General features: G+C 42.8%; 18 protein-coding genes. 10 read left to right on the forward strand and 8 right to left on the reverse strand.

The features are described 5' to 3' along the window. The first annotated feature begins 23 nt into the window (after positions 1-23). Positions 24-701, forward strand: a complete 678-nt coding sequence (locus tag LPB220_RS08905; RefSeq protein WP_031576885.1) for a DUF1129 domain-containing protein — start codon at positions 24-26, stop codon at positions 699-701. 490 nt (positions 702-1,191) lie between these two features. On the opposite strand, the gene LPB220_RS08910 is transcribed toward LPB220_RS08905, so the two are convergent. The 5 genes from LPB220_RS08910 to rpsF all read right to left on the reverse strand — a co-directional run bounded on the left by LPB220_RS08910 (position 1,192) and on the right by rpsF (position 5,251). Further along, complete coding sequence (locus tag LPB220_RS08910) at positions 1,192-3,267, reverse strand: ATP-binding cassette domain-containing protein (protein ID WP_031576886.1); 2,076 nt, start codon at positions 3,265-3,267, stop codon at positions 1,192-1,194. A 264-nt stretch (positions 3,268-3,531) separates the two neighbouring features. Then, positions 3,532-4,053 (reverse strand): GNAT family N-acetyltransferase, encoded by a 522-nt coding sequence (locus tag LPB220_RS08915; protein WP_031576887.1) that lies wholly within the window; start codon positions 4,051-4,053, stop codon positions 3,532-3,534. A gap of 108 nt (positions 4,054-4,161) precedes the next feature. Next, positions 4,162-4,401 carry a 30S ribosomal protein S18 gene (gene rpsR / locus LPB220_RS08920; RefSeq protein ID WP_000068664.1) on the reverse strand — a complete coding sequence of 80 codons (240 nt, stop codon included), beginning with the start codon at positions 4,399-4,401 and terminating at the stop codon, positions 4,162-4,164. 41 nt (positions 4,402-4,442) lie between these two features. Beyond that, positions 4,443-4,940 carry a single-stranded DNA-binding protein gene (locus LPB220_RS08925; protein WP_003008622.1) on the reverse strand — a complete coding sequence of 166 codons (498 nt, stop codon included), beginning with the start codon at positions 4,938-4,940 and terminating at the stop codon, positions 4,443-4,445. Between the two features lie 20 nt (positions 4,941-4,960). Then, on the reverse strand, positions 4,961-5,251 hold the full coding sequence (gene rpsF / locus LPB220_RS08930) for a 30S ribosomal protein S6 (RefSeq protein ID WP_003005040.1): 291 nt from the start codon (positions 5,249-5,251) through the stop codon (positions 4,961-4,963). Positions 5,252-5,555: 304 nt separating this feature from the next. On the opposite strand from rpsF, the gene LPB220_RS08935 reads away from it, so the two are divergent. The 3 genes from LPB220_RS08935 to LPB220_RS08945 are packed head-to-tail and all read left to right on the forward strand — an operon-like array spanning position 5,556 to position 7,885. Next, entirely contained in the window at positions 5,556-6,608 is a 1,053-nt protein-coding gene (locus tag LPB220_RS08935) for a bifunctional glycosyltransferase family 2/GtrA family protein (protein WP_031576918.1), read from the forward strand. After that, positions 6,595-7,497 (forward strand): phosphodiester glycosidase family protein, encoded by a 903-nt coding sequence (locus LPB220_RS08940; RefSeq protein ID WP_031576920.1) that lies wholly within the window; start codon positions 6,595-6,597, stop codon positions 7,495-7,497. The genes LPB220_RS08935 and LPB220_RS08940 overlap by 14 nt, the downstream gene beginning before the upstream one ends. Next, positions 7,478-7,885 carry a hypothetical protein gene (locus tag LPB220_RS08945; RefSeq protein ID WP_037585728.1) on the forward strand — a complete coding sequence of 136 codons (408 nt, stop codon included), beginning with the start codon at positions 7,478-7,480 and terminating at the stop codon, positions 7,883-7,885. Before LPB220_RS08940 ends, LPB220_RS08945 begins: the two co-directional genes overlap by 20 nt. 66 nt (positions 7,886-7,951) lie before the next feature. On the opposite strand, the gene LPB220_RS08950 is transcribed toward LPB220_RS08945, so the two are convergent. The 3 genes from LPB220_RS08950 to hutI all read right to left on the reverse strand — a co-directional run bounded on the left by LPB220_RS08950 (position 7,952) and on the right by hutI (position 14,361). After that, complete coding sequence (locus tag LPB220_RS08950) at positions 7,952-10,048, reverse strand: surface-anchored 5'-nucleotidase (protein ID WP_031576923.1); 2,097 nt, start codon at positions 10,046-10,048, stop codon at positions 7,952-7,954. 389 nt (positions 10,049-10,437) lie between these two features. Next, positions 10,438-12,822: a phosphoketolase gene (locus LPB220_RS08955; protein ID WP_031576523.1), complete on the reverse strand. Its 2,385-nt coding sequence runs from the start codon at positions 12,820-12,822 to the stop codon at positions 10,438-10,440. Between the two features lie 291 nt (positions 12,823-13,113). Beyond that, a complete protein-coding gene (gene hutI / locus LPB220_RS08960) occupies positions 13,114-14,361 on the reverse strand; it encodes an imidazolonepropionase (RefSeq protein ID WP_024054845.1) in 1,248 nt (415 codons plus the stop codon). A 198-nt stretch (positions 14,362-14,559) separates the two neighbouring features. Between hutI and LPB220_RS08965 the strand changes: the two genes are divergently transcribed. The 6 genes from LPB220_RS08965 to LPB220_RS08990 all read left to right on the forward strand — a co-directional run bounded on the left by LPB220_RS08965 (position 14,560) and on the right by LPB220_RS08990 (position 21,883). Then, positions 14,560-16,590, forward strand: coding sequence for a urocanate hydratase (locus LPB220_RS08965; RefSeq protein ID WP_031576521.1), 2,031 nt, complete (start codon positions 14,560-14,562; stop codon positions 16,588-16,590). Positions 16,591-16,673: 83 nt separating this feature from the next. After that, a complete protein-coding gene (ftcD, locus tag LPB220_RS08970; RefSeq protein WP_003008641.1) occupies positions 16,674-17,573 on the forward strand; it encodes a glutamate formimidoyltransferase in 900 nt (299 codons plus the stop codon). Between the two features lie 12 nt (positions 17,574-17,585). Beyond that, complete coding sequence (locus LPB220_RS08975; RefSeq protein WP_150906486.1) at positions 17,586-18,215, forward strand: cyclodeaminase/cyclohydrolase family protein; 630 nt, start codon at positions 17,586-17,588, stop codon at positions 18,213-18,215. 35 nt (positions 18,216-18,250) lie between these two features. Further along, complete coding sequence (locus LPB220_RS08980; RefSeq protein WP_031576517.1) at positions 18,251-19,924, forward strand: formate--tetrahydrofolate ligase; 1,674 nt, start codon at positions 18,251-18,253, stop codon at positions 19,922-19,924. 15 nt (positions 19,925-19,939) lie between these two features. Continuing rightward, on the forward strand, positions 19,940-20,518 hold the full coding sequence (locus LPB220_RS08985) for a HutD family protein (RefSeq protein WP_003008647.1): 579 nt from the start codon (positions 19,940-19,942) through the stop codon (positions 20,516-20,518). Positions 20,519-20,539: 21 nt separating this feature from the next. After that, entirely contained in the window at positions 20,540-21,883 is a 1,344-nt protein-coding gene (locus tag LPB220_RS08990) for an APC family permease (protein WP_049471849.1), read from the forward strand. The last annotated feature ends 197 nt before the right edge of the window (positions 21,884-22,080 follow it).

Here is a 22,080-nt window from a genome sequence, read left to right on the forward strand (position 1 = left end):
ACTAATAACACTAAGGAGTATTTATGTCTCAATTTGATTTGAATCAACTCAGCAAGAAAAACCAAGAATTTATCCGCATCGCCAAACACCAATTGCTTGAAAACGGGAAATCAGAGGAAGAAGCAGAAAGCCTCATCCAAGAAATCCTTCCAGCTATCCATGAAAACCAAGGAAAAGGGATTCCGGCACGGACTCTTTTTGGAGCTCCAACTGTTTGGGCGAATTCTTTCAGCGAGAAAGAACGCTATGAAAAAGAGCATCCGAAATTAAACGATGCTCCCTCTCTTATGATTTTGGATTCCTTCCTCTTTATCTTTGGTGTCTTTGCTGCGATTAGCGCCTTTATGAACTTGGTCGCACCGCGTCGTACAGGCTATGGGTTGATAACCTTGATCCTTGGAAGTTTGACAGGGGCTCTGCTCTTGTATCTCATGTACTACTTCTTCTATCAGTATATGGATGGCACAAAAGATCGCAGTGAGCGTCCCTCTCTTTGGAAATCCATGCCGATTCTTGTCGGAGTCATGTTCCTTTGGGTCATCGTCTTGTCCTTTACATCATTACTTCCACAAGTCCTCAACCCAACTATTCCAGATGTTTTTGCCATCGTTTTAGGAGCTCTAGCGCTTGTCCTTCGCTTCTACCTCAAGAAACGCTTTAATATTAAAAGTTCGAGCACAGCACCCGCAACTCGACGTTAAAAAGAAACGGATGAAGTTAAACTGCACCCTAAAAGTTAGACAGAAAAAATCTAACTTTTGGGGGTTTTTATTATTAAATTAACATATGAGGATAAGGTTCAGATCTATGAACCTATCAAACCAAAATATGTAAAATAACTCTCAAAAAAATTTTGAATAAACTTTCTACTCTGAACCACATGATTAAATGGATTGATCATTATGGAATAAAGATTTTCAAAAAAAGAAACATCACTATTCTCCTGATTATGGGGGATAAAAAAACTCACCACTGTTTATCCAGCAGTGAGCCATTCATCCTATCTAACCATAAGAAATTCTAAAAATCTAGAGAATAATAATGCTGACCTCCCCATAGGTTAACAGCTCCCCATGGAGAGTTTACTCCTACACCGATTAAGACAGATCCGTTGGCTCGTTGACCATAGGGAATATGTGACTTCCATGTTGAGCGATTGCTTATTGTATTTGACCACTATGACCAATCAATTTATCTATTCTTACGAATGGCATCAACAATAGGCTGCTTCCCTGTCAGATAGATAGGAATAAGCCCACTAGTCATTAATACAACAAACGTAAGGATAATTAATGACGCTATAGAAGCTAGATAGAAATGAATGATATCAACTACTTCTAATTGAAGCATTTGAATAGCTAATAGAGTTAGTATTAAAAGCAGAACACTTGATAAAGTAATTATTTTCTTTCCATAATTTAATAACTCGAGAATAAATAATCTAAAAACATGTTTTGTACTGTATCCCATAGCCTTTAATACGCCAACTTCGTATTTTCTCGTTCGATTTATTAAAAAGAAGACAAAAGATAAGATTGCAACTACAAGCAAAAGCATGACAAACGAAATAATTAGCAAAAAGTTTTTTATGTATTTTAAACCTTTATTAAATTCTTTATAATTCTCGAAAGACGAAACAATCGAAAATTTATCCGAAATATTTTTAATACGGTTAATTTCCTGAGGGACATCTTTGCTATCCTTTACAGTAACATGTACTGCACTTGGTGCCCATTCTTTTACAGGGAGATCATCAATGGTTTCTCTCCGTTTGCTCTCCGCACCTATATATTTGCTCTGTATTTTCAGCATTTCATCACTCGCCATGAATAAGGTGTTATCATTTACAGAATAGTTAAACGGAAATTCTTCTTTTACGATCCCTAGTATTTTAAACGTTTGTTCCTCTTTCACATATAGGTCTCCGTCAGATTTAGAATAACTTCCTTCTTTATCTATATGAGATTCATAAATATTAATTGGGACATAATATGTAAGTGTCATCTCCGACCCAGCTACAATATCTTCTAGTTTTTGTTCTTTGATAAATGATTCCGAAACAAATATCCCCCTATTTGTAGTCCTGTCAAAGTATTTTATCTGTCTCTGAGTCGTATTCGTATTGAAAAGCGGTTGCACACTGTAATTCTTGGATAAATGAATATTCTTTCCATTAATAGATAGATTCGGTGAAAAATCTCGACTAATTTTTAAATAGTTTTCAGCATTTTCAAAAGTCATTCCCATACTAGGAAATTCAATATATGGTTCTAATTTGTATACATTCCTACTATCAGAAATTTGATGTATTTCCTTATTCGATAGCGATTGGAAATCATCGATCACCTTGTTCGTCCCAAGTCCTATTGAATCATTAATAACCAAGAAACCATTTTCTAATGAATCACTGATTATTCTTTGATACTTAGAAGAAAATAATGATTGAATATTCATAGAACCAACTGCAAGCGAAACTGTGAAGGAAATTAGTATTAATAAAAGTACAGGTAAAGGAGGTACCTTCCTTTTCTTTTGGATCTTTAATCTAATATGTTTCTTTAATTTACTAGCATGCCACTCTTTTTGAAAATTACACTCTATGTCTTCTTTCATTCCAATTAATTTTTTGTCTTCGAAATGTAGCTTTATATCTCCTTTGTTAATGACATATTCATCGTGAGAAACTACAATAACGATTTTATTATATTTATTTGCTAGTTTTAACAGTAAAGATGAGACAAGCTCTCTATTTTCAGAATCCAAAGAATTTGTAGGTTCATCTGCTAAAATAATATTCTTATCTGTTACCATCCCTCTAGCAATAGCAACACGTTGTTCTTCTCCTCCTGATAAATCCTCTGGATATACATCCTTCAATTCTAGAATCTCTAATTCACTTAGAATATCATCTATTTTCTTTTCTACTTCTTTTGCTGATAAATTGAAAAAATCTAGCGAAATTTTCAAATTATCATACACAGTCAAATCATTTATTAGATTATGATTTTGAAATATAAAAGCTAGATTTTGCGCAATAAAGGATGAAACAATCTTCTTGTTACTCGTATCAATTTTGGAGCCATCATAAATATAAGTTACTTTAGGGTCATACTCTGAAATCAGACCAATTTTATTCAGTAACGAAGTTTTTCCAACTCCAGATTTTCCATAAATTGTATATAATTTTCCCTCTTTGAACTTTAGAGATGTTGGTAGCAACAGTGTTTTCTCGCCATACTTAATAGACAAGTTATGAATTTCAAACATTAACGGCCACCTCCTTATGAGAACGCTTACCTTCAAGGGTATTATAGCTCTTTTTTCAAACTATATCAATTTAAATGAGTAAAATACTTTTATAACAAATAAAATTTCACCTCCCGTTTATATCTGCAACTAGACAATTGACTTTCATATCAAATTTAATCTAAGTGCAAACAAAAAACTGCCCAGAGGCAGGTCTGACAAATTAATCTTGTTCTATAATTTCTGTGGTTGGTAAAAGCACTGCAATAATTATGGAGCATTATTTTACTGCATATCATTGTTCAATCTTTTTGAAAAATAGAGGACTAAGTCATCATTGTTTTCACAAGAACTGTAAGGGGCCAAGGGGCGATCCCTAAACCAAATTCCAGATCCATCTGGGATATAGCCTCGTTTAACATACAGTCTTTGAGCTGGGCCATAACCCGAGTGTAAACCAACCCCTAAAGTAACAATCTCTGATAGTAGCCGGACTCTTTTTTCCGCCTCTTCTAAGAGTTGATTCCCAATTCCTCGACTTCTAAATGGCTCAAAAACATTAAAATCAGTTAGTTCAGGATAGACTCCCACGAAAGGGCCGTGCTTGGCAGCAGGTAATATAGTGATATAGCCTGCCACAAATCCATCCGACTCAGCTACTAATACGTCCCTTTCCCCATTCTCCTGATCCTGAAAATAGCTGGTCAAGATATCCTTTCTACCCGGCCACCCTTGGTGGATAAAGGCTTGAGAGATGTGCTCAATATCTGTCTTTATCATCCTCCTGATGATTACACCTTCCTTCATAGTTCCCTCCTTGATACATTTCTTCCCACATTATAACATGATTAGAGCTAGGGAAAGGTCAAAGAGGCCCACCCGGACCTGAAAAAAAGACCCACCCGGGTCTTTTTTTTAATCTTCGTTTACGAAAGGCATCAAAGCCATTACGCGAGCGCGTTTGATAGCTGTTGTTACTTTACGTTGGTTCTTCGCTGAAGTTCCAGTTACACGACGAGGAAGGATTTTCCCACGTTCTGAAACGAAACGGCTAAGAAGCTCAGTATCTTTGTAATCGACATATTCGATTTTGTTTGCTGCGATGTAATCAACTTTTTTACGGCGTTTGAATCCGCCACGACGTTGTTGAGCCATGTTTAATTCTCCTTTATAGTTTTAATTCGTTAAACCCATTCTTAGAATGGAAGATCGTCGTCTGAGATATCCATTGGATTCGCTCCAAATGGATTTTCTTCACGACCAAAGTTTGGCGCTGCATTGCTTGGTTCAGATCCACCAAAGCTTGGGGTTGCATTTCCAGCAAAACCACCGTTGCCTGATGAATAGCCACCACCTGCATGCCCTTCGCGTGCTGCACGGCTTTCCAATAGTTGGAAGCTGTCTGCTACGACTTCAGTGACATAAACACGTTGACCTTGCTGGTTTTCGTAATTACGTGTTTGAATGCGACCGGTAATCCCAATCAAAGCACCTTTCTTAGCCCAGTTGGCTAAGTTTTCTGCTTGCTGACGCCAGATCACACAGTTGATGAAATCGGCTTCGCGCTCTCCATTTTGACTCTTGAAGTTGCGGTTGACAGCTAGGCTGAAAGTAGCAACTGCTTGATTGCTTGGAGTGTAGCGAAGTTCAGCATCACGGGTCATACGACCGACAAGTACAACATTGTTAATCATAAGTCACCTCTGATGATTTCTTACGCGTCAACTTTTACGATCATGTGACGAAGAATGTCACCGTTGATTTTTGAAAGACGGTCGAACTCGTTAAGAGCTACAGCGTCGTTCGCTTCAACGTTTACGATGTGGTAAAGTCCTTCACGGAAATCTTGGATTTCGTATGCAAGACGACGTTTTTCCCAATCTTTTGATTCAACAACAGTTGCACCGTTGTCAGTCAAGATAGAATCGAAACGTGCTACCAAAGCGTTTTTAGCTTCTTCTTCAATGTTTGGACGAATAATATAAAGAATTTCGTATTTAGCCATTGATAATGTTCCTCCTTTTGGACTAATGACCCCCTGTCTTTGCAAGGGGTAAGTGAGGTTTACTCACAAGAAACTATTATACCAGACTTTTCGAACAAAGGCAAGAATTATCTTTAGGATTTAAAAAATGATTTCTGGACGTCCCCTTCGAGAAAAAAGAAAGAAATGTCCTAAAAAATGATATTTTATAGAAGAAACTATTCCCACTCTTCCTCTCCTTTCCTTAAAGAAAACTGATATCAGTTAGCTTTAAGCTTGAGTCTTTATACTAGCTACAACAAATCTCAAGAAACGAGGAACGATTATGAATTATCTTATCATCCCCGCCTATCAACCGGATCTGAATCTTGTCAAACTGGTTCGCTTGGTCCACGCCAAGAGCGATCTCCACATCATCGTGGTCGACGATGGGAGTGATGCTGACAAAAAAGTGATTTTTGACAAATTAGAGGGTCTTGCGACAGTTCTGACCCATGAGCACAACCAAGGAAAAGGGCAAGCTCTCAAGACTGCTTATGCATACATCCTAGAAAGAGGCACCTATGGAAGCATTGTTACAGCTGATGCAGACGGTCAGCACAAAATTTGGGATATTTTCAGGGTTGTTAACCAATCTCAAGAGCATCCTGGAACACTTATTCTAGGAGCCCGCGCCTTCTCTGGAAAAGTTCCTTTGCGTTCCGCCTTCGGAAATAAATTGACCCGCTTCTTATTTAAGCAACAAACCGGAGTGGCGGTCAGCGATACCCAAACGGGCCTACGGGCTTTCACTACGAATCTCTTGCCTTTCATGCTTGAGGTTGACGGACAGCGCTATGAATATGAAATGAATGTACTCCTCGCAGCAAGCAAATCCTTCCCCATCGTGGAAGTTCCCATCGAGACGGCCTACATCAATGACAACGAAGGCTCCCATTTCCGACCTATTCGAGATGGCCTCATGATCTACAAGGACATGTTCAAATTTGCCCTCTCCTCTCTGAGTAGTTTTATCGTTGACTATCTGGTCTACGCCTTCTTCCTTTTCGTGATGATGGCCGTGCCCATTAGTCTACGTATTCTCCTAGCCAATGGGATCGCTCGTGTAACGAGTTCCATCTTTAACTACTCGACCAATAAGCACCTAGTCTTTAAGAACAAAGACAGCGTCGCTAAAACTGGAAGTGGCTACTTTGGCCTAGCCCTCGGCCTCTTTATTCTCGATACGCTCTTGATTCGACTCTTCTATACTGCTTTCGGGCTCAATCTCCTGATCAGTAAGATTGTCGTTGGCTTCCTCCTCTTTCTGGTCTCATGGGTGATCCAGAAAAAAGTGATCTTCAAAGAAAGGACTGCTCCCCACCATGAAATTCTTTAAAAAATCCTACACCTATGCTGCCTGCTTTGGCCTTCTTTTGACCAGCAGTTTTAGCTACTCGATGCTCAAGACCTTTGTCTTATCCGATGCCATCCAAACCGTAAAAGCTACGACTACGGATACTAAAGCAGCAAAAAAAGCAGCTGCATCGGCAACAACGACCGATACCAGCTATTCAGATGACAATATCCAGGTGACTTTAACAGAAAAAACGGTTGAAAATACCCAGGTTTACATTGCAGATATCACAGTCAGCTCATCTGACTACCTCAAAACAGCCTTTGCACAAAACACATACGGAACCAACGTGACAGCTAAGACCTCTGTCACAGCTGCCAACAACAGTGCCATTCTGGCAGTGAATGGTGACTATTACGGGGCTAACAGTACAGGATACGTCATCCGAAATGGAGTGGTCTACCGCGATACCGTTCGGGAAGATTCAAGCAATGGTGACCTAGCCATTTACAAGGATGGATCCTTCAAAATTATCTACGAAGATGAGATCTCTGCAGATCAATTGGTCAAGGACGGGGTCGTCAATCTCCTCGCTTTCGGTCCTTCCTTAGTTGAAAATGGAGAAATTACCGTCGATACCAACTCAGAAGTTGGACAATCCATGGCATCCAACCCACGTACAGCGATTGGGATCATCGATGAAAACCACTACATTATCGTCGTGTCAGATGGACGGACTTCAGAAAGTGAAGGACTGTCTCTCTACCAATTAGCGGAAGTGATGAAGTCTTATGGCGTTAAAACAGCCTACAACTTGGATGGTGGTGGATCTTCTACCCTTTATTTCAATGGCCAAGTTATTAACAAACCAACTACAAATGGTACTATTTCAGAAAGGGCGGTGAGCGACATTGTCTACATCGGTTACTAATCCTATCAAACAACGATTGAAAAAAACGATTCTCTGGTATCCTCTTATTTCAGCTTTCTTCTTCGTTGGAAGTCGCATCTATGAACACTTTAGTTTTGGCGAAACCTCTGCCTTCATGCACTACCTCTTCTTTATTCCTTTGATCGGTGGCACCCTACTAGTGCTTCTACAGTTGATGGTGAAAGGCTTCTCTCGCCTGAGTCTCAATCTTTGGAATTCTGGAGTGGCTACGCTCACAGCCGGAGCCCTCTACCGAGGGATTGTTAACCTCTCTGGTCGATCTACTACAATGGATCAACCCTATTATTACCTTGGAGTTGCCTTTCTAGCACTAGCTCTGATCAGCCTCTTCTTTGTCCGCAGTGTCTGGGTGGAAAAAACAGCCTAAGACATGAAAAACGTCCGTTTCTTAAAAAAACGGACGTTTTTTAGGGTAAGTTAACGGATGAAGAACTTAACCTTCACGTTTTTTGCTGACTACAAAGCCTGCTAAAGCTAGTGAGGTCATGCCAAAGAGGCTAAGGACTGTGGAAGCCAATTCTTCTTGACCTGTTTTTGGAAGACCCGTTGCTGGTGTAGCAGCTACTTCTGCTTGGCCACCCGTATGATAAGTGACAGCGACTGGTTTGACACTTGCCACTTCTTTTGTTTCGCTTGCAGCTGGTTGAGCTGGAGTTACTGGGTTTTCAGGTTGAGATGTTGGGGTAGTAGGAGTCACTGGAGCTACAGGATGGACTGGATTTACAGGACTTACTGGATCAACTGGCGATGGCTGTGGTTCCTGTTGTGGTTGAGGTTCTGGAGTTGGTTTTTCTTCTTCCACTTTTTCCACAAATGTCTTGTTACCCAAGATTGAAGCAGATAACTTCTTCCCTGCCTTATTCACATCTTCGATGTATTGGATAAAGACTTCTGTATCTGGATTAATAGCACCGATCAATTTTGTATCGCGGAAGACTGAGAAGCCATCACCACCACCATACAAGAAGTCGTTGATAATCGCCTTGTAGGTCTTGTTGCGATCAATTTCAGTTCCGTCTGCCTTGTAAGCTTTCACGACCTTATAAGGATTTTCTTCCGTTGCATCGGCTGGTTTCGTATAGGTGTACTTGATCCCTGCCATTTGCAAGAAGTAAAGCTCTTTCTCATCATATTGTTGATCCAAAGCTTTGTAGATTTGGTCCCCAGTGATTTCTACTACTTGGAGGATATTTCCAAATGGTTGCACTGCTTGAGCTGCACCCCAAGTGACTGTTCCGTCTGGTTTCACCACGAGGTCTGCACGAATTCCTCCATTATTGGTGAAGGCAAAGTCAACATCTGGATAACCTGATTTTTTGGCAATATCTAGTTGCGCTGCTGTGACCAAATCTCCAACAGCACTTTCTTTTTGCGCATTCAATTCACGGGTAATATTTTCAGCTTTGTCTGCTGTACCGATTTTTGCTTCTGTTACTTTTTTAACCGTCGCATTGGCATCATCGATGATCGCTTGAACCTTGGCATCTTTTGCTTTGCCTTTCGATGGATCTACCGCAATAATCTTAGCAGTTGGAGCTTTGACAAAGTCAGCTGTATCCGTATCTAGGACCCCACGGACATCCGAGTAAGCTTTCCCTTGAGACGTACCTTGAACAATCAAGGTATTTCCAACCATCCCGTTTGTATATTGGTGGTTATGACCTGCAAAGACGATATCCACTGAGTTTTCAGGATAGATTTGGTTTAATTTTTTGATCATGTCTGCAGCAGGACCTTCTGCTACCCCATTTTTACTTGTTGCAGCAACGTGGGCCAAGACAGCGATAGCATGAACGCCTTGGTCATTCAGTTCACGCGCATATTTGGCAATGGATTCTGCTTCATCCAAAACACGGTATTGTTCATGATTTTTACGCAAAACAAGATTTGGGAATTCTGTCGTAACAACCCCGATAAATCCGACCTTAACGGTCTTGTCATTGACTGGGATTTCTTTGATGGTATAAGGTTTCCAGTCAAATGGGATTTTGTTAGTATCTTTGTCAACCAAGTTGGCAATTACAACTTCTTGTTTAGAAGCTTCATGAGGATACTCATCGACGATCTTATTGAATTGACCAGGTGTTGGGGCTTCTCCCTTCATGATCCGGTTGAATTCACCAAGTCCTTCGTCAAACTCGTGATTTCCAAGAGTGCCATATTCAAAGTTCATTTCATTGAAGACTTTTACAGTTGGTTCATCTTGAAGGAGGGCAGAGTTGGCTGGACTAGCGCCGACCATATCTCCCGCTTGCACACGGATGCTGGCATTTGGCGTTCCGGCATTCTCCGTTTCAAAGTCTTTTTGCGAATCGTTCAAATAGGTTGCCAAAAGTGGGGCTGTTCCTGCATTTTTCACAGTTTCGCCTTCTAAACGAGCTGTCCCTGTTTGTTCCAAGGCACCGTGGAAGTCATTGACGCCCATGAACTGCACAGGCAATTCGTCTGCAAAAACGCTATTGATCGCAAAAACACTAAGACCTGCAGCGACCGCTAGGATACTGCTTTTCAAGATAATTTTTTTCTTCATAGAATACTCCATTTTCTAATGTAGAACACTTCTCCAAAAAGGAGAACGCAGAACAGTTGAATTGCTGCAATCAGCTCTTCCATTTTACTATTTTTTCGGTTTTACTTCAATATTTTCCTGGAAACTCTTGCAATTTTATTTGAAAACGCTTGATTTCCGAACATCTATTCTCATCCTCTTACTTTTGTTACTTGCTGTTCATCACAAAAGAGGCTGGGACAAAAGTCCTAGCCTCTCAATTATTTTTGGATTGTCGAGCAAGACGCAGTGGTTGAGTGGGCTCTACTACGCTGATTTCATCAGCTTTTACAGCCCTACTCAACTGTGCGGAGGTGGGACGACGAAATCGAATTCTAACGAATTACCGATTTCTGTCCCACTCTCTTTTCTTATTTATTCACGTTTTCCCATTTCCAGTTTTGAACTTCTGGAATGTCGTCTCCGTTTTCACGGATGTAGTCATGGTGGAAGGCGATTGTTTCATCCATCTTCGCTGCAAATGCGCTTGCTGCATCTCCAAGAGCTGCATTAGCTGCATCTTGTGCCAAGTGGAAGCGATCCAACTCAGACATCACACGCATATCAAATGGTGTGGTGATATCCCCGTTTTCACGGTAACCATGTACACGAAGGTTATGGTTGTGACGGTTGAAGAAGATATCACGGATCATGCCTTCGTAACCATGGAAAGCAAAGATGACTGGTTTATCAGTTGTGAAGACTTTGTCGAACTCTTCATCTGAAAGTCCACGCGCATCAACGGATGGGTGACGCAATTTCAAGATATCCACAACGTTGACAAAGCGGATCTTCAATTCTGGGAAGGCCTTGTGCAAGATTGTGATGGCTGCAAGAGCTTCTAAGTTTGGCTCAGTACCTGCGGCTGCAATAACAAGATCTGGCTCTTCATCTGCTGAAACAGTTGATGCCCAATCGATCACCTTGTATCCTTCACGAACCAATTCTTCTGCTTCAGCTGCTGAATAGAATTGAGGACGTGGGTGTTTAGAAGAAACGATCAAGTTGATCACATCTTCTCCCTTGAAGGCTTCATCCATCACTGCAAGCAAGCTATTGGTATCTGCTGGCAAGTACTCACGGATATATTCAGGAGTTTTCTCAGCCAAGTGAGTCAAGATACCTGGATCTTGGTGAGTGTAACCATTGTGGTCTTGTTGGAAGACAGTTGAAGTTGCAATCAAGTTCAAGGCTGGGTAGTTTTTACGCCATGTTGTATGGGTCTTAGACTTACGCAACCATTTGAAGTGTTGAGTGATCATAGAATCCACAACACGAAGGAATGATTCGTAAGAAGCGAAGAAGCCATGACGACCTGTCAAGACATATCCTTCAAGCATTCCTTCTGCTTGGTGCTCTGACAATTGAGAGTCAATGACACGACCAGCAGGGCTCAACGCTTCATCGTAGTCTGGTTTCATACGTCCTAACCATTGACGGCTTGTACGAGTAAAGACTTCTTGAAGACGGTTTGATTTGGTTTCATCCGGTCCAAAGATACGGAAGTTGTGTGGGTTCGCATCCACAAGATCTGCTGCATACTTACCAAATTCGATCATATCTTGCGCCATGATAGCACCTGGTGTTTCGATCTTGAAGGCATGTTTCTTCCAATCAGCTGTGTTCATTGGTTTGATCACACCAGCATTTGTGATTGGGTTCATCGCCATGCGACGGTCACCTTTTGGTGCGATTTCAGCAATTTCAGGAAGTAATTTACCAGTTTCGTCAAACAACTCAGCTGGACGGTAAGATTCCAACCATGAAAGAAGGGCATCCACATGCTCCATGTGGTGAGCATCTACTGGGATTGGAACTTGGTGAGCACGGAAGCCACCCTCAATTGGTGTTCCTTCCCAAGCTTTTGGTCCAGTCCAACCTTTAGGAATACGAGCAATCAAGACAGGGTATACTGGTTGAGTTGCTTCTTCTGCAGAACCTTTACGAGCTTCTGCTTGGACTTTCTTGATTTCTTCAATCGCTTCGTCCAATTTCTCTGCAAACAAAGCGTGAGCAGCTTCGTGGTCATCAGAAATAGCGGTTACGTTTGCAAAGATTGGTTTCCAACCAAGACCTTCAAAGAAGAGGGCCAATTCTTCATCTGTTTTGCGTTCGAAGATGGTTGGGTTGTGGATCTTCCCACCGTTGAGGTAGAAGATTGGAAGGATAGCCCCATCGTTGACTGGGTTCAAGAAGGTATTTGACAACCAACCAGCCATCAATGGACCTGTTTCTCCTTCACCGTCACCGATAACTGTGGCAGCAATCACATCTGGATTATCCAATACAGCACCTGCAGCGTGAGAAAGGGCATAACCAAGTTCTCCACCTTCGTGGATAGATCCTGGTGTTTCAGGCGCCGCGTGAGAAGCGATTCCTCCTGGGAATGAGAAGATCTTACACAAGTGTTTGAAACCTTCTTCATTTTGTGGGATGTTTGGATTCAATTCAGTATAAGAACCATCTAAGTAAGAGTTCGATACCATTACTTGTCCACCGTGACCTGGTCCTTCAATGTAGAACATATCCAAGTCGTATTTGTTGATGGCACGGTTCAAGTGAGCATAGATAAAGTTTTGCCCTGGTACAGTTCCCCAGTGTCCGATTGGGTGAGCCTTCAAGTCATTTTCAACGACTTCGCGCTTCAACAATGGGTTATCTTTCAAGTACATTTGAGCAGCTGAAATGTAGTTGGCTGCACGCCACCAAGCGTCTACTTTATCCAAGTAAGCTTTGCTGTTATAATCGACAGTCATCTTGTCTCCTCACAATTTCTAGACAGGTCTGTTGAACAACCTGTTCGTTTGATCAATAGTTTAAACAATCTGTTTTCCAGTCAAACAGATGATATTGAAGAAAATATTCAATATTACTTCTATTCTATCAAGAATTTCCCTTTTTGTACATCAGAAAGTAAGAAAAATATTCTTTGAACGTCAAATTTTAATTTCCTACTAAAGTGGTTCCATTCCCTACAGGGATAGGTTTTAAAAAAAGACTTTGCTGATTTTTGCAAACCAGCAAAGTCCCAAATGAAATGGAGTCAGTTAAATGACTTTTTGACCTTTCTTGTAGACATCTGTCACGAGATTTGTCGCAAAGAAATAGAAGAGATAATCTAGATTTGGTGCATCAAAGATGGTAATGTCGGCCTGTTTGCCAACATCGAAAGAGCCGATTGTTTTAGCACGATCAACTGAATAGGCCGCATTGATGGTCACTGCATTGAGAATTTCTACTGGAGTTAGGCGCATCATGAAGCAACCTAGATGCATGGCAAACTGGAGATTGGCTGTTGGACAAGACCCTGGGTTGCTGTCCGTTGTTAGGGTAATGGCCATCCCAGCGTCCAACATCTTACGAGCCGGTGCATAAGTATCTTCCATCAAGCTAAAGGTTGTGGCTGGTAATAGATTGCCAATCACTTTTGCTGCAGCTAGTTTTTGAATACCTTCATCGGTAATCACCATCAAGTGTTCTGCGCTGGTAGATTTCAATTCAGCCGCCACATCAACACCACCAATGGATTCGATCTCATCGGCATGGATCCGTAGCTTGAAGCCCATCTCCTTAGCTTTTGAAAGAAGATAGCGAGATTCATCTGCTGTAAAGACACCTTTTTCACAGAAGATATCACAGAACTCAGCTAGTTTTTCTTCCTTCACTTTGGGAAGCATTTGCTCCACAATGAGATCTAAATATTCTTGGGAACGGCCCTTGTATTCTATGGGAATCGCATGGGCTGCCATAAAGGTTGATACCAAGTCTATTTGATGATCACGGTCCAGTGCAGCCACAACATCCAACTGGCGTTTTTCAGTTTCCCAATCCAAACCATAGCCACTCTTGGCTTCGACAGTAGTCACCCCATGACGCAACATGTAATCCAACAGTCGTTTGGACTTGTCATAGAGATTTTCAAAAGAAGCTTCCCGTGTCGCCCGAACCGTGCTCAGAATTCCACCGCCTTGGGCGAGGATGTCTAAGTAAGAAACACCCGCTAATTTTTTCGCAAATTCATGTTCCCGACTACCTCCATAGACCAAGTGGGTGTGGCAGTCAATCAGGCCAGGAGTCGCAACTTTTCCTTCACAGGATTTCACTTCCGTATGGTCATCGATCAGTTCAGGGTCTGGTTGACCTGTCCCAACTGCAAGAATCTTTCCATCTTTAATGGCGATATAAGCATCGGAAAGAATTTTTGCCTCTGCCATCTCCTTGCCATAGAGAGGATGACCCAGATCATTCGGACAAAACAATTGGTTAAAGTGGGTTAATAGGATATCAGCAGACATATGAAACATTCCTTTCTATTTCCATTGTTATTCATTTTACAATTCTACAGGAAAAGCGTCAAAAAAAGTCAAAAAGTTTTTCCCTCATTTTTTTTTGCTTTATTAAAAATTATATTTTTTTTTGACTCTCTATTGACGTTTCTTGGATACAATAAAGAAAATATAAATTCACAGTCCAACTATAAGGAGGGTTCTGCTATGTCATTTATAGACGAGAAAGAAATTGCAGCTGCTATGTCTGTCAAACTTGACTTTGATGTCCTACCCGAAAAGGCGACTTTTCAAGAAGGCATCCGTCGTGCACCTGATAGAGGCTTCCGCTTAACGCAAGCTCAGACTGAAATTGCCCTTAAAAACGCTTTGCGTTACATTCCTAAAAAATTCCACCAAGAGTTGATCCCAGAATTTCTGGAAGAACTAAAAACTCGTGGTCGGATCTATGGCTATCGCTTCCGTCCAAAAGATCGTATCTACGGAAAACCAATCGATGAGTACAAAGGAAAATGCACAGCTGCTAAGGCTATGCAGGTCATGATCGACAACAACTTGAGCTTTGAAATTGCTCTTTATCCATATGAATTGGTCACTTATGGGGAAACAGGATCTGTCTGTGCCAACTGGATGCAATACAACTTGATCAAGAAATACTTGGAAGTCATGACAGAAGACCAAACCTTGGTGGTTGAATCGGGTCACCCTCTTGGCCTCTTCAAATCGAAACCAGAAGCTCCTCGTGTCGTCATTACTAACGGTCTCTTGATTGGTGAATATGACAATATGCGCGACTGGGAAATTGCTGAAGAAATGGGAGTAACCAACTACGGTCAGATGACGGCTGGTGGCTGGATGTACATCGGTCCTCAAGGGATCGTTCACGGTACTTTCAACACCCTTCTCAATGCTGGTCGTCTTAAACTCGGTGTGCCTGATGACGGCGACTTGACCGGTAAACTCTTTATTTCATCTGGTCTCGGTGGAATGAGCGGAGCTCAAGGGAAAGCAGCTGAAATCGCAAAAGCGGTTGCCATCGTTGCAGAAGTGGACCGCTCTCGGATCGAAACCCGTCACTCTCAAGGCTGGATTAGCCAAGTGACAGATAGTGCCGAAGAAGCTGTGAAATTGGCTCAAGCAGCCCTTGAAGCTGGTGAATCCACTTCGATTGCCTACCATGGTAATATCGTAGATTTGCTCGAATATGTCAATGAACACCAAGTTCACGTTCATCTCTTGTCTGACCAAACCTCTTGCCACAACGTCTATGATGGTGGCTATTGCCCAGTTGGCATCAGTTTTGAAGAGCGTACACGTTTGCTGGCAGAAGACAAAGAAACCTTCCGCCGTTTGGTTGATGAAACCTTGGCTCGTCACTTTGCAGTGATCAAAGCCTTGACGGCTAAAGGTACTTACTTCTTCGACTACGGTAATGCCTTCATGAAATCCGTGTACGACTCAGGCATCAAGGAAATTTCTAAGAATGGTCTCGATGACAAGGACGGCTTCATTTGGCCATCTTATGTGGAAGATATCATGGGACCTATGCTCTTTGACTATGGTTATGGTCCATTCCGTTGGGTCTGCCTCAGCGGTAAACACGAAGACTTGATTGCAACTGACCATGCAGCTATGGAAGCCATCGATCCAACTCGTCGCTACCAAGACCGCGACAACTACAACTGGATTCGCGATGCTGAAAAGAACCAATTGGTGGTTGGTACCCAAGCTCGTATCCTCTACCAAGATTGTATGGGCCGTGTCAACATTGCTTTGAAATTCAATGAACTCATTCGCCAAGGCAAGATTGGACCGGTCATGATCGGACGTGACCACCATGACGTATCCGGTACAGATGCTCCATTCCGTGAAACATCAAACATCAAAGATGGATCAAACGTTACTTGTGATATGGCGGTTCAATGTTACGCTGGTAACGCTGCTCGCGGTATGAGTCTTGTCGCTCTCCACAATGGTGGTGGTACTGGTATCGGTAAAGCCATCAATGGTGGATTTGGTCTCGTCCTAGACGGTAGCCACCGAATCGACGAAATTATCAAATCTGCTATTTCATGGGATACCATGGGAGGGGTTGCTCGTCGGAACTGGGCACGGAACGATCATGCTATCGAAACAGCGATCGAGTACAACCGTCTCCATGCAGGAACAGACCACATCACCATTCCTTATCTGGCAGATGAAGATTTGGTCAAAGAAGCCGTTCAAAAATTGTTTTAACATCAAAAAATAAAAACTGAGAAAGGGGAGGAAAATACAAAGACTCCTCCTCCCCAACTTCTCCTATAAAAAGAGGTAATCATATGGCAAAAATTGTTGAGTGTATTCCAAACTTCTCTGAAGGACGCAATCAGGCTGTGATCGACGGATTAGCAGCTACAGCAAAAAGTATTCCAGGTGTCACTTTACTAGACTACTCGTCCGATGCCAGCCACAACCGTAGCGTCTTTACACTCGTTGGGGATGAAGAAAGCATTCAAGAAGTGGCTTTCCAATTGGTGAAATACGCTTCTGAAAACATTGATATGACCAAGCACGAAGGCGAACACCCTCGTATGGGGGCAACAGACGTTTGTCCATTCGTTCCCGTTAAAGATATCACTACTGCTGAATGCGTTGAGATCGCTAATAAAGTGGCTGAACGCATCAATCGTGAATTAGGTATTCCAATCTTCCTTTATGAAGATGCTGCAACTCGTCCAGAACGGAAAAACTTGGCCAAAGTGCGTAAAGGACAATTTGAAGGAATGCCAGAAAAATTGTTGGAAGAAGACTGGAAGCCAGACTACGGTGAACGCAAGATTCACCCAACTGCAGGGGTTACAGCTGTCGGTGTCCGTATGCCACTCGTTGCTTTCAATATCAACCTTGACACAGACGACCTAGAGATTGCCAATAAGATTTCTAAAATCATTCGTGGATCAAGCGGTGGATACAAATACTGTAAAGCGATCGGTGTCATGCTAGAAGATCGCAACATCGCCCAAGTCTCCATCAACATGGTCAACTTGGAACAATTCCCATTGTATCGTGTTGTGGAAACCGTTCGTTTCGAAGCACAACGCTACGGTGTTCGCATCATCGGAACAGAACTTATCGGACTGGCTCCTGCTAAGGCTTTGATCGACTCTGCTGAATACTACTTGCAATTAGAAGACTTTGACTACAGCAAACAAGTCTTGGAAAATCACTTGTTGGGTTAGAAAGGGAGTTCTATGAAACTAGTTGACTTAAGTATTACGGAGTTTGCCAAGTTCCTTGGTTCGGATGCTCCAGCTCCAGGTGGTGGTTCTGCTGCTGCTCTATCTGCTGCGAATGGGATTTCCCTTACAAAAATGGTCTGTGAACTGACCATTGGAAAGAAAAAATACGCAGAATTTGAAGACCACATCAAAGGGGTTCATGAAAAAAGCGCTCAACTCCAAGACCAATTACTAGAAGCCATCGACAAGGATACAGAAGCCTTCAACGTCGTATCAGCTGTCTTTGATCTTCCAAAAGAAACGGAAGAAGAGAAAGCTGCTCGTCGTGAAGCCATGCAAAAAGCTTTGAAACATGCGACAGTATCTCCTTTCTCTATGATAGAGCTCATCGTTGAAGCTCTTGAAACCACCAAAGAAGCTGTTGGTAAGTCCAACACCAATGCGGCGAGTGACTTAGGAGTGGCTGCTCTCAATCTCAAGGCTGGACTTCAGGGGGCTTGGCTCAATGTCCTGATCAACATTTCAGGAATCAAGGACCAAGACTTCGTCCAAGAATACCATAGCAAGGGACTCGAACTCCTCCAAACCGGTTCTGATCTTGCAGATAACATTTACCAAACCATTTTAGAAAGTCTATCTTAAACCTAGCAAATAAAAATAAAGAAAGAAGGGATTCTATGGTTTTATCGGATATTGAAATTGCCAATTCTGTCCAAATGAAGCCCATCACGGAAATCGCTGCTGAACTTGGATTGACTGAAGACGACATTTCGCTCTACGGAAAATACAAGGCAAAAATCGATAGCAACCAACTGGAACAACTCAAGGATAAAGAAGATGGAAAGCTGATCCTCGTGACAGCCATCTCTCCGACACCTGCTGGAGAAGGAAAGACAACCACCTCTGTTGGCTTGGTCGATGCTCTTTCAGCTATTGGTGAAAAAGCCGTCATTGCTCTCCGCGAACCGTCTCTTGGCCCTGTCTTTGGGATCAAGGGTGGAGCTGCCGGTGGCGGGTACGCCCAAGTGGTTCCAATGGAAGATATCAACCTTCACTTTACCGGAGACTTCCATGCCATTGGGATTGCCAACAACCTCCTTGCAGCCTTGATTGACAACCATATCCATCACGGCAATGAGTTGGGCATCGATTCTCGTCGCATCACCTGGAAACGGGTGGTCGATATGAACGACCGTCAACTCCGTCATATTGTCGATGGCCTTCAAGGAAAAACAAACGGAGTTCCTCGTGAAGATGGCTTTGACATCACCGTGGCTTCTGAAATCATGGCCATTCTCTGTCTCTCTGAAAATATCCTTGATCTCAAAGAACGTCTTGATCGCATCATTATTGGGTACAACTACCAAGGACAACCGGTCACAGCCAAAGATCTCAAGGCTGGAGGTGCCATGGCAGCTGTCCTCAAAGATGCCATCCATCCAAATTTGGTGCAAACCTTGGAACATACTCCTGCCATCATCCACGGTGGACCATTTGCCAATATCGCCCATGGCTGTAACAGTGTGCTGGCTACTAAACTAGCCCTCAAATATGCAGACTATGTCGTGACAGAAGCTGGTTTTGGAGCAGACCTCGGTGCTGAAAAATTCATCGATATTAAGTGCCGCATGGCCGGGCTCAAACCTGCTGCCGTTGTCCTCGTCGCAACCATCCGTGCTCTCAAGATGCATGGTGGAGTTGCCAAAGCAGACTTGGCTACCGAAAATGTCCAAGCCGTTATCGATGGACTACCAAACCTAGACAAACACTTGGCCAACATTCAAGAAGTCTATGGTCTACCAGTGGTCGTTGCCATTAACAAATTCCCACTGGATACAGAAGCAGAGCTAGAAGCTGTCTATGAATCTTGTAAGAAACGCCATGTAGATGTGGTCATTTCAGATGTCTGGGCACATGGTGGAGCTGGTGGTCGTGACTTGGCTGAAAAAGTCATTCAACTGGCTCAAGAAGAAAACCACTTCTCTTATGTCTATGACGAAGAAGACAGCATTGAAACAAAATTGACCAAGATCGTCACAAAAGTCTATGGTGGTAAAGGCATCAGCTTAACACCAGCGGCCAAACGCGAACTCAAAGAATTGGAAGCTCTTGGCTTCTCAAACTACCCAATCTGTATGGCCAAAACCCAATATTCCTTCTCAGACGATGCGAAGAAGATGGGAGCACCAAAAGATTTCACAGTTAAAATCAGTAACCTTAAGGTGGCTGCCGGAGCTGGCTTCATCGTAGCTCTCACTGGTACCATTATGACCATGCCTGGCCTACCTAAAGTTCCTGCCAGTGAAAAGATTGATATCGATGCCCACGGCAATATCACTGGTCTCTTTTAAGAAAGAAGGCGTCCTATGGTGACTCTCCTTCATCTTACCCCCGCAGATTATCAAATTTCTACCTGGTCCGGTGGCCAAACCACCCAACTCTTTCTCTCCCCAGAGGGAGGAAGCTATCCAGATCGGACCTTTGACTTCCGCCTCTCTACTGCAACGGTAGAGGTTGAAAAAAGTAACTTTACCGATCTCACGGGCTACCACCGAATCTTGATGCCCTTGAATGCCTCCATTAGGCTCACCCATCACCATAAAGAAGTGGTTTTGAACCCCTTTCAAAGCTACTTCTTTGATGGGGGAGATCCTGTATCTAGCCAAGGGACTTGTCAAGACTTTAATTTGATTTACAAACCTTCTTATCAGGGGCATATGAGTGCTATATCCCCAAAAGAGAGTGTCAAAAGTCAGAGTCGCTATCAATTGATCTACGCTCTCTGTCCACTAACACTCGAATGGGGAAACAATCATTCTCAAACTCTCCAAACTCACGAGCTCCTGGTGATCGAACAAGCATCTCCTCTTCAAGAGATGACAATCACGTTTTTACCCCATCAGTCTGGGGAGCAACCGATTGCTATCTGGACTGGACTACAATAATGTTCACAAAGGAGAAACATTATGAACGGAGCACATAAACAGTCGATTGAGGAACAAGAAAAAGCGAAATTCAGCTTTAGCGGTGCCACTCTTTACGGTATCAACGCCGTAATCGGATCTGGTATCTTCCTCCTTCCTCAAAAAATTTATTCTGGCCTCGGACCAGCTTCTCTAGCTGTCATGTTCGGGGTTGCCATTCTCGTCATGCTACTATCAGCCTGTCTGGCTGAAACAGCTGGCTACTTCGACAAAAACGGTGGAGCCATGCAATACTCAAAAGCCGCTTTCGGAGACTTCGTTGGCTTTAACGTTGGGATTCTCGGTTGGGCCGTTACTGTTATCGCTTGGGCTGCCATGTTAGCCGGATTTGCTAAGATCTTCATCATCACCTTCCCAGCATTTGAAGGCTACAACCTTCCGATCAGTATCGGTATGCTGATTCTCTTGAGTCTGATGAACATTGCCGGTCTGAAAACCTCTAAGATGTTTACTCTGACAGCTACTGTTGCAAAATTAATTCCAATTGTCCTCTTCTCACTCTTTGCCATCTTCTTCATTCCCGGTGGCGTGAGCAAGGGCAACTTCACACCTTTCCTTCAATTGGAAAGTGGAACAAACCTCTTCAGTTCTATTTCTAGTACAGCCGTCTACATCTTCTACGGTTTCATCGGATTTGAAACCATGTCTATCGTTGCAGGGGAAATGCGCAACCCTGAAAAGAACGTTCCCCGCGCTATTCTAGGTTCTATCAGTATTGTATCTGTTCTCTACATGTTGATCATCGCAGGAACAATCGCCATGCTTGGTGGTCGCATTATGCAAACTGGTGCACCAGTACAAGACGCATTTGTCGAAATGATTGGCCCTATCGGAGCTCCACTCGTTTCTTACGGAGCCCTCATTTCAATCGCCGGTCTAAACATCGGTGAATCCATCATGGTCCCTCGTTTTGGTGCCGCATTAGCAACTGAAAAACTCTTGCCAGAAGGGCTTGGAAAAACAAACTCTAAGAATGCCCCTGTCATTGCCATTATCATTTCTGGTATCTTCGCCTTCTTACTCTTGTTATCTGGCTCTTTCGAAACATTAGCAACCTTCAGTGTTGTCTTCCGTTTCTTCCAATACATTCCAACTGCTTTGGCAGCCATCAAACTCAGAAAAATGTACCCAGACAAAAAGGTTACCTTCCGAGTACCATTTGGTCCTGTTATCCCAGTTCTAGCTGTTGTGATCAGTATCTTGATGATTGCAGGGGACAACCTAATGAACTTTGTTTGGGGTGCCATCGGTCTCGTGATCGCAAGTGGACTCTACTTTGTTTTCCACGGCGATAAACTACATAAATCGAAAACCCTTCCTCACTAATTTTCTTTACACACTAGATGGGAACAGAGACGGGAGTGAAGCTCGGTTTTGCTCCCTAACCCATCTAGGACTCCACGAATGTCAAACCTGAGCCCTTTTCTCTATGACTCCTTTCAATTTTTTTAGATCAATAGACAATGGGCCCATGTTTGGTATTCAAACCGAAGTAAACAACACTACTTCCACAGAACAACTAT

The sequence above is a fragment of the Streptococcus sp. LPB0220 genome, from assembly GCF_008727815.1.
Classification (GTDB): domain Bacteria; phylum Bacillota; class Bacilli; order Lactobacillales; family Streptococcaceae; genus Streptococcus.